Below are 6,500 nucleotides of genomic sequence, written 5' to 3' on the forward strand. Positions count from 1 at the left end.
GTAGTTCGTTTTGCTCAGGCATGTGTCGTCTCCTGTTGCTTACTTTCTTGCGCATTCTCTTGTGATGATTCCGCTATGCTTTGCGCTTTTAGTTTCTTCAACACCGCTTTGGCCGTGGATTGTCCAACCATATAGGTTGGTTGAAAGCCACCCATCCCCTGCCAACAACCCGCCATGTGCAAGCCATCCACCTGGTCATAGCGTGGCCGGTGTATCTCTCCGTCTTCCGGATTTTGCACAAAACCATAAATCGACCCACCCGGCGTGTTTAAGTAACGCTGCATGGTGAGCGGTGTTGCCACCTCGATCTCTTCGATATGCGCGCGAAATCCAGGGAAGAACGCCTCCGCCTGATCAATCAAATATTCAGCAAAGGCATACTTGGTTTCAGCATATTTTTCGACAGGCACATCTTCCCAAACTTTGCCGTACTGCAAACACAACAGCGAAACCTGACTCTTGCCCGGAGGCGCAAAGCTTGGATCATCCACGTTATAGCAAGTGAGCATGGTCGCAACCGGAGGGTTCATGGTGTGCATGGTCTCGTGCATCAAATCTTCGTCTGTTGTGGTCGACATGAACGTGGACGCGTTATGGATGCCAATGACATCCGGCGTGCAATCAAGACCAATATAAAGGCAAAAAGCAGACGTGCCGATTTCGCGCGATTTGAAGTCTTTGGAAATTTCGTCTGGAAGATTCGGCGTGTCGAGAAGATCCACAAAGGTCACCACCGAACTTGCGTTCGAGATCACTTGAGAGGTCTCAATCCGCTCTCCATGCTCCGTGATAACACCAACAACGCGCGGTTTGCCACCTTCAGCAACCGCACTCTGATCGGTGACAATCTGTTCAACCGCGCAGTTAAACTGAACATCACCACCGGCTTCTAGAAACGATTCAAGTAATCCGTTCGATAGAGCCTGTGAGCCACCTTTAATATGCCAAGGCTTAAACACCCCATAGGCATAGAGCATCATCGCCAGATCAACGAAGTTAATATCTTTTGGGGCCTTCCCCAAGTAGCACCAGTAAGCGGCTAGCAAGGTTTTGATGTGTTCGTTATTGAAATGCTCATCAAGAATATCTTTAGCACTGCGCAAACCGTGCTCAGCATAATGCTTACTGTTCTTAAGCAGCATCTCTTCGCTATTCATCTTTAACGCGGCTTTAAACCCCATAAAGCTCTCAAGCACAACACGCTCACAAAGCAGCATGAAGTCTTTTACGCCCTGTTCTTCTTCAGGAAAGTGTGTGATTAGGGTATCTCGAATTCCGCTCCAACTAGCCGGTAACGTGATATCGAATTCGTCTTGCACCGTCATGCGATAGAGCTGATGCTCCTGCACAAACTCCACTTTATCGAGCACGCCCAGCTCACGGAAGATTTTGCGCATGATGAACGGCTTCTCTTCGGTACCGAGCCCACTTAACTGATGCAAGGCAACCTCAAACTCATAGTCGCCACGGACAAAAGAAGTCGCGCAACCACCCGGTATATTGTGTCGTTCAAGCAGCAAGGTCTTCGCGCCACCGCGCGCAAGTGTTGCCGCAGCCGTTAGACCGCCATTACCCGCCCCAATGATCACTGCATCGTATTGGCTCATCACCCTCTCCCGTCTCAAAATTCTCAACAACGCCGCAACTATACAACGTAAAGTTATTGCATGTATACAGTGTAAAGTTAAGAATTTTCATTTGTTTGATGTGGTTTTGATATCGGACCTAGCGTTCAGTTTAGGTGAGCCTACCGACAGACATGATTGTGACGCTGCTTTTAATGAAGCTGATGCTAATAGAACTCGTGTTAATAGAGGCCGAGCTTTAGACTGATGTGAACCGCCAAGTTATCCGCAGCGTAATTCTTAATAATCTCGGAACTAACGTTATCTTTAACCTTACCCTCAATTAGGAGTTAATATTTTGTCCCACAACCCAGCAGAAGAAAAAGTAAAGAAGCTTAAAAACGCTATTCTTGGGCACAGGCTCCCCTGCCGAGGCTGCACCAGCGACTGCAGCAATTACGCAACGTGTGACGGCAAGCCTTGGAGAATGACGCCTTCAACTCCTGAAAAGCACTAAACACTCCATCACGCCAACCTACCAAGCACTGTGTGGCCTCCGCTAGCTACCTAACAGTGTGGTAGCTAGCGGTTAGTTAGGTAGCTAGCGGACCCTTAAAGTGACCCACAGCGTGTGTTTTCTTCTAAATTCGATAATGGTCACACAGAGGCCAGAAAAGCCAATAACGATTGAGTACTGATGTTTCAAGGCAAATAGTTTTAAAGTATGCACACCCCTCATGAACGAGAGGCCTAAGAATGACTAGTGGCTCAGAGGCAAAACAAAACGAAATTGCGAATCAAATCCGGTCCATTCTCAATCATCAGGTACAGTCTGTTTTAGCCACTCAAGGCCAAGGAGTGCTCTATCAGCATTTGATGGCCTATTCCGCAGTTGATGACCTCAGCTCTATTTACCTTGCCTCGTTCGACAACACACAAAAAGTTCGAAACATCCGCGCGAATCCAAATGTCAGTTTGCTTTGGGATAATCGAACCGGAAACAACAAAGACCACACCGAAGGATTTGCGCTATCCGCGCACGGCTCTGCCGACATTGTAAACACTGGCTCTCGTCCCGATCTCATAGAACAATTACGAAATAGAAATGACAGCCTGACAAAGCTACTCAACGCCGAACAGTCTGTGTTGATCGTGATCAATATTAAGGCCTACCAACTCGCGATCGGATATACACAAACTATGGTATATGAACCTCGTTGAGAATTTAGGAGCTCTTACACATAAACGGGTATTTAGAACTGGCGAGGGCAAACTCTTCATGTTTTTTTGCTGCTTTTCAAAAGCGAACTAAAAAGTTACTAGGCCACCGCCTCGGCTTACACACCAAAGCAGACATCGCCTAAGCAGATAATCTTCATTTGAAATGTGAGAAAAGCAGACCTTCGTGGCTGGATCATTTTGATCTCAGTTCAGCGGTTTCTGAGCATAGCCTTCAAGAGGAAAGGAGACCTCACGGGAGCGCTAGCTGAGTATTGAATTTGTTAGAAAAATGGAGAAATAGCTTGCATCTACAGGGACTAAGATCTTTGTTAGAGTACCAAGCTGATGGGCACATTCGGTGAACAATAAAAAGGGCAGCGATGCAGCTGCCCAGAGATCTCCAATCATTTTTTGAGGGAAGTTACAGTCCCAAAAATGCATTCACTTTCGATTGACTACTAGTTGGCGTCATCACAATCGAGAATGTTCTCCGACAAGACGAAACAGAGTTATCAAGGCTCCAACTTAGATCATTATTGTCGATATAAATACCCTCGAAAACACCTGTATCTGGATTCCATTGATACGATTCTTCTAGCTCCCAATAGTCGCTAAAAATGTCTCCCTCTTGCCCTGTCGGATCCTCATCGGTATACGTCTCACTATTACTTAGCGTTGTCGTCGCAAGATTGAAAGAATAAGTCCAGCTCTCACCGAGATCTTCCTCTTCTGCATTATTGTTGCTATCTAAAACCGTCGCAGTAACCGTATTCCCCTGCCTAACAAGCTCTACCGTGGCCGTTTCAATGTCTCCAACTTGTCGATCTCGGCCTGCGTCACATTGCATAGTTGAAGAGCCACCATTCAAGCTAAAGAATTCTCCTTGAGAATAATTGGTGAGTGTTTCCACCCATGCAACCTCGATCAAGATTGGCTCGTATGACGGCATTGGAGCACGCTCAAAATTAAATTGCTCATCCTCAGAGATGGAGCCATTGTTATTATCGTCCACTTCTATCGTAAGCGTATCTCCGGCTACTTGAGCAAAAATATCAACCTGTCCAATAGAGTCTGTAAGGCCCGTATCGTCATTTCCATCAAAGGTAATTGAAGCAGTAAGTTCGCCAGTTTGAGGGTTAATCGAGTAGGTCCCCCATTCCATCCCACTCACTTCATTAGGGTTTTCAGGGTTTAAAGGAGCAACTTCGTCTATTTCGAGATGCGCATAGGTACCGTTGTCAAAAAACACGAATGCTAATAGCTCATTCGTTGTCTCAGTATTGGTCCAAGCGCCGAGGATACCGGCGTTAGATGAACGAGTGAAATCTGTTGCTTCGCCTTCTTCAATGGTGCCACTATCATTATCATCAACTTGAATGGTAAGTGTATTGCCATCAACTCGAGCAAAAATATCAACTTGCCCGATAGAGTCTGTAAGGCCGGTATCGAAGTTTCCGTCAAAGGTAATCGAAGCTGTGAGTTCTCGAGTTTCAGGATCAATAGAGTAGGTTCCCCATTCCATCCCACTTACTTCATTTGGGTTATCAGGGTTTAATGGAGCAACCTCGTCAATCTCCATATGGACATAGGTACCATCCTCAAAGAAAACAAACGCGAGCAACTCGTTTGTTGTCTCTTCGTTAACCCACACACCAGCGATACTGTTGCTTGGTACAAACACTTCTCCCTCATCAATTAGGGTTCCCTCAAAATGCGCAATGGCTTCGCTTTCCGAAATAAGAGTGGTATTTACTGACCCTGAGTTTGCAATGAAAGTCGTCACTGCGGCGGATGAAGAGAAATCACTAACGCTTACGTCAAAATTAACTTGAGTGGCATTGTTTTTCGCGGTCTCAGTAATCGTAATTCCGTTGTCCGGATCTCCATCTTCATCAATTGACTGTAGTAATCTAATAATATTTACGACAGTAGGGTCGGATGTATCCTCAGTGCCAGCCATGTCCAACGGCGTAACAACGCCGCTAGCAGTAACAGGAGGGAACTCAAGATCTCCGATAAAGAAGGTAACGGTTTCGCCCTCAACGTAATCGTATTGCCCTTGAGAGTCAGTGACTCCCTCAAGGGTTTCTGTCCTGTATCCGATATTGGCCACGGCTTCGTCAAGAAATACACCAATCTCAGTGGTCGGCGCAGACGCAGGATTAGATGAAGACGAGCTTCCGCCACACCCAATTAATAAACTAGTCGCACAAGCAATGAACAAAGGCTTTGAATTTTTCAGCATGAAAAAACTCCATTTACACTTTTTTCTTGGATGAAACTTCTTATTTTTTAATTCTTTAATGAAACGACAGCTAGGTATTTCAGCTTTAGACAGGTCTAGTATATTACTAACGTGCCGAGCCCTGTTTCTCTATGGGCGCACTCGCATCAACGGTCGTCGATAATACCATGGCTCCCACTCGACCGAAGCTTCACGGCCTGTATTAAAATGCACTGTGTAAACCAAGTCCCAGCCGGGGACAAATGCAGGGTCTGATGCGCCAACAGCTACATCAGAAGACCAAACCCACTCGCCCCAGTTTTCATAGCCAATCGGTCAGATGGCTATAACCACCCAGTTACATGATGTTACATGAGTGATTTTTAACCAGCAAGTTTGGATTATGATTTTTTATGATGATGTGAATTCGATGCCAAAGTGCAAGCGATAAACGGCAAGCGTTATCTTGGTAAATTGCTAGTTCTTGCTCTGGGGCAAACGGATTGAGAGGCAGCGCAGAATGTCCGCTATTTGGTGACAGCCGTTACTTGAGAAAAACACTCAAGATGTCTGCTTTCGATGAGACATCTCAGATCATCAAATGCTAGATAGTTTCGAATCCACTTTGAGATAAGACTGGCGCTTGAAGCGTAACTGGGGTGCTGGGAGAGCATTTTTTTGGGAGGGAGGGGTTATGGAAACAGGCACAATGTTGTAATCGAACTATGATTCTAATACCAACATTATGCCTGCATGTTCAGCGCAATTAGCTCATGCCATTTTGCTTTTTAAAGGCTTCGATCAACTCCACAGGCTTTTGCTTTTTGTTAGACTTGTTCAACACATAAACGATTGTCTCGCCATTCGGGCCTGCGCCAATCTCAGTAAAACGATAAGGCGCTTCGCCAACTTTACGTACAGAAGTCAAATCGTCGGCATTATCAAATACATAGATGCGACCCTCTGCACGCATTTCTGCATAAAACGGTGAAGCCGCGTCAGCATTGCCATCAAACAACTCAACGCTTGGAATGCCAGAACGCTTTTTCTTGTCTTCGCCGGTCAAAGCAAACTTGATCGTTTCACCTTTAGGCCCAGCACCAATTCGTGCCAACATATAAGCAGTATGGCCCGTTTTCAGAAAATCTTCATATAAGCTGCGATCATAGAAAACATAGATTCGACCATCGTCATGCACTTCGTATAACTCAGATACTGTCATCTTCGTCGCTTCAGTGCTGGCCATTTGTTCGGTCTTAGATTCAGGCGCAGGAACATCTGCTACTTTCTTGTCGTTGGATGCACAGGCTGTCAAACCGAGTGTTAATACAGATGCCACACCCACTATTTTAAATCGTTTTGTAAGCTCACTTTTTATAAACATACTCTTTTCCGTCACGTTAGAAATAAAAGAACGAGGCTAATCAGCGCACATGACATCTTTATGACAAAGCGATTTAGAAGTCCCAGAAAACGACACTCAGCAGCGA

General features: G+C 45.7%; 4 protein-coding genes. 1 reads left to right on the top strand and 3 read right to left on the bottom strand.

Annotated features, from left to right (window positions below; genetic code table 11):
- Nucleotides 1-14 precede the first annotated feature (14 nt).
- Nucleotides 15-1,607 (bottom strand): NAD(P)/FAD-dependent oxidoreductase, encoded by a 1,593-nt coding sequence (locus A3750_RS10415; RefSeq protein WP_068520817.1) that lies wholly within the window; start codon nucleotides 1,605-1,607, stop codon nucleotides 15-17.
- Nucleotides 1,608-2,321: 714 nt separating this feature from the next.
- On the opposite strand from A3750_RS10415, the gene A3750_RS10420 reads away from it, so the two are divergent.
- A complete protein-coding gene (locus A3750_RS10420) occupies nucleotides 2,322-2,786 on the top strand; it encodes a pyridoxamine 5'-phosphate oxidase family protein (RefSeq protein ID WP_082863176.1) in 465 nt (154 codons plus the stop codon).
- A 421-nt stretch (nucleotides 2,787-3,207) separates the two neighbouring features.
- Here the strand turns inward: A3750_RS10420 and A3750_RS10425 are convergent, their stop codons facing one another.
- On the bottom strand, nucleotides 3,208-5,031 hold the full coding sequence (locus tag A3750_RS10425) for a hypothetical protein (protein ID WP_068465515.1): 1,824 nt from the start codon (nucleotides 5,029-5,031) through the stop codon (nucleotides 3,208-3,210).
- 745 nt (nucleotides 5,032-5,776) lie between these two features.
- Entirely contained in the window at nucleotides 5,777-6,394 is a 618-nt protein-coding gene (locus A3750_RS10430; protein ID WP_068521613.1) for a hypothetical protein, read from the bottom strand.
- Nucleotides 6,395-6,500 lie beyond the last annotated feature (106 nt).

The sequence above is a fragment of the Oleiphilus sp. HI0079 genome (assembly GCF_001635105.1).